This window comes from Haladaptatus ordinarius, from assembly GCF_054177595.1.
This window is the reverse complement of record NZ_JBPEHH010000213.1, coordinates 1-3,261: the sequence shown is the minus strand read 5'-3', so window position 1 is coordinate 3,261 and position 3,261 is coordinate 1. Positions and strand designations below refer to the sequence as shown.

Genomic DNA, 3,261 nt, shown 5'->3' with positions numbered 1-3,261 from the left:
GTGCGAGCGCGATCCTGGTTTCGTGAGTTCCGAGAAATCGTGCTGATGTGTGTGGTCTATAACATCAAGCGAGCCGTGAAACAATGAATTCCATTGCTGTATGGCGATTCAACACAGCCATTTGTACCGTTATTAAGGGACACTCTCTGGATGGATTCAGCTACTGGTCGCAGTACTGCTGAATCTGGTATTTGTCCGAATTCACCATCAAAGGAGTCTGAGACAGGAATATAGCGCAAAACTACCGTAATCGGTTCCATCTTGCTCGAAAATCCTGAAACGCCTGATTTGACCGAAGAATCTGGGGGTGTACCGTCGAATTCTGTTTTCTGACTCGACTGAGCAGGATACGGACGTTGCTCTCGGGATGGACCTCAATCCAGAACGCCGTCGCACAGCGTCTCTTCCGTGTTAATACGACCGATTCGCATTCTACGACATCCTCACTCGCGCCACCGCGAAAGCGGCCTTCGCCGCCGTGCGAAAACAGCAGTCTACACCCCCTATTGTCCGTCCAATTCCCGGAGTATGGCCGATCTGTACACCGGCGTTTGTGGCACGGAAACTGACGGAGCCATCGAACTTGTGGACTACTACGGGGTGTACCATCATGCTCGTCGATGCGACCACTGGTGCCAAGAGAATACCATCACGCTACTCGAAATCCATGCTCAATTCGATATATGTTACATATCCCTGTCACTGCAGTCGTTCGTGACTAGTCAATCTGGTGCCAAATGAGGGCAGACGATTCGAACCTCGAGGCCAAGCCTCCAGTACTGTCAGGCCGTTCGGTGAGGTTGATACGGTCTGGCCCAGACCGGAATCTCACAACCGAGCCGATCGACACGGTTCTCGACTGTTGGGTGGGTGGCGAAAAGTGTGAAACGAAGCGAGCGGTCTGCGTTCCACGGAACTGGTCCAGCGACGTCCTCGATGTTTTCGCCGGTCGCAACGGCGGCGACCCGATAGAGCGCCTCGGCGATCGACTCGTGGTCGACCACGCTGGCAGCGTAGGCGTCCGCTTGGTATTCTTCCAGTCGGTTCGCGTAGCGACTCACCACGAGCGCGAGTGGTTCGATGCCGACGCCGAGTATGTAGCGAACGACGCGGACTCGCCAGTCGTCGACGAACGCGAGCACGCCGAACAGTAATGACCCGGCGGTGGCGACACCGGAACCACGGCCAGCGAGAAAGACGAGCCAGAAGGCGCAGAAGCCGAGAATCTGCGGGATGTACGCACGGAGAGCATCCGTGTGAAGGTCCGTTCCAAGATGACCGAGTTCGTGGGCAAACAGCGCACGGACACCCTCGTGGCTGACCATTTGCGTGAGGAGCGGATCGATGGTGACGACGGGTTCGCCGTCGTCGTAGCCGACGACCGCACCCGGTGCGTCCATCTCCAGCAAGACGAGTCTGGGAACGGGACGACCGGCGGACTCGCACACGTCGCACATCGCTCGTTGGAGCTCCGGAAATTCCTCGGATTCGAGCACCCTGGCGTGTTCGTGTTCGAACGCGTACCGACCACCAGACCGGTAGGATGCGTACGCGATGCCGGAGAATGCAAGCAGAGCGACGGTCACGACGGAAAGCGGAACGCCCGTCCGAACCACGGCTGTGACACCAAGGACGGCAGCGGCGAGGAGTCCGAGGGTGATACCCCACGTCCGAATAACGAGTGAGGGCATCATGTTTGGGCGCACACACTGCCCGGATAATAACGACCCGATTTTGCGGCGCAGAAGATGGGTTTAATTTCGGAGCGAGTGGCTCTCTTCGGTCGATTACTCCGTTGGCTCTCTCGGGTGAATCACTCCGAAGTAAACTCACCGAGCCCGGATTGTTCGTGTTCGAGGGGCTCGATGACCGTGGGGTCGTCGTGGCTCGGATCGTTGACTCGCGTCGAAATCTCGTAGGCGGCCAGGTCGTCCGCCGGATACAGCTGGCACAGTTTTTCGCGCTCGTCCGGCCCGGTTGAGAGCCATCGATCTTCTTCCTCTCTCGGAAGTACGACGGGCATTCGGTCGTGAATCGGCTTCATCTTCTCGTTGGGTTCGGTAGTCAGGATGGTCACGCACGGAATCGCTTGCTTGTCGGTTTCCCACACGTCCCAGAGCCCGGCCATCGCGAAGGCCGGGTCGTTCTCTCGATGCACGCGATAGGGCTGTTTCGGCCCGCCGTTCTGCGTCTGCCACTCGTAGAACCCCGACGAGAGGACGAGACAGGGGCGGGACTCCCACGCATCCCCAAACACGCGCTTTTCGCCAGCGGTTTCGGACCGGGCGTTGATGATGCCTTCCTCGGGTTCGTCGGTCCAGAACGGAATCAGTCCCCAGTGGTACTGGTCTATCTCGTCTGGCGACTCGTTGGTGATGATCTCCAGTGGTTCACCGGGGGCGATGTTGTATCGCGGTGTGTAGCCGCCATCGGTGGCGACCTTCGCGTCGAAGCGGTCCTCGAGTTCCCGCTGGTCGACGAAGAGAGCGTTACGTCCACACATACTCTGTGTACACGCTACGGACGCTTCAACGTACGGTGCGGGAAATCGGTGAGACGATGACCCCGTCTGACCCGTCGAGTATCTCGTCATCGTTACCGATGCGCCACGTCACGCGTGACGACAGGGGTTCGAGTCACCGTTCCGAGAGAGATTCGCGAGGGTCCTGGAATCGAACGGGACGACGAACGCACCTTCGAGGAGCCAGCTACTGGCTCCGAGAGACAGAACGGAGCACTGACGGCAGCGAGTGAATCCGGGACTCGATTTTTGTCTCAAATCGACTCGTGAAGGACGATACGCTCCTGCGGTGGTGTACACTGAACTCACTCGGTTCGTCCACTTCCGAGGTGACCTGTAGAGGCCTATCGTTTACGGCTCAAAACCAGTAGCCAGCCGTGTTTTGAGAGACTGGTCACAATAGTTTTTCATCGGTGTGGTGATGGTCTATCTGAGTCGGTTGCTACCGGCTCCAGTACTAGCCTGCCTCCCACCGAGGGAGGAACGGCATGTAGCATCGGGAAGACAAGACCGTCAGCCACCAGTCACCAACGACACCTGTCATCTCGAACGCCCCAGTCGACACGAGTCGATGCCACCACCCGGACATGGAACTGTGTCACGACTGGGGCGACGCGGATTCCATCTTCAATCAGCGAGGGAATCCCGGCCTTTTAGGCCGGGCGGGAATCGCGTAAACTTCACTACGCAACCGCCGAAACCGGCAGGCTTAGGACCCCTCGTTACATAACTACTCTTGT

Annotated in this window: 2 protein-coding genes and 1 pseudogene; 1 reads left to right on the top strand and 2 read right to left on the bottom strand. The window is 58.1% G+C overall.

Annotation, left to right across the window (positions count from 1 at the left end; translation table 11 throughout):
* Positions 1-87, top strand: a pseudogene (locus ACR3FF_RS26420) (IS5/IS1182 family transposase); the annotation flags it as partial.
* Positions 88-782: 695 nt separating this feature from the next.
* Here ACR3FF_RS26420 and ACR3FF_RS26415 read toward each other — a convergent pair.
* Positions 783-1,694, bottom strand: a complete 912-nt coding sequence (locus ACR3FF_RS26415) for a M48 family metallopeptidase (RefSeq protein WP_458191060.1) — start codon at positions 1,692-1,694, stop codon at positions 783-785.
* Positions 1,695-1,813: 119 nt separating this feature from the next.
* Positions 1,814-2,503, bottom strand: coding sequence for an SOS response-associated peptidase (locus tag ACR3FF_RS26410; protein ID WP_458191059.1), 690 nt, complete (start codon positions 2,501-2,503; stop codon positions 1,814-1,816).
* Between the last annotated feature and the right edge of the window lie 758 nt (positions 2,504-3,261).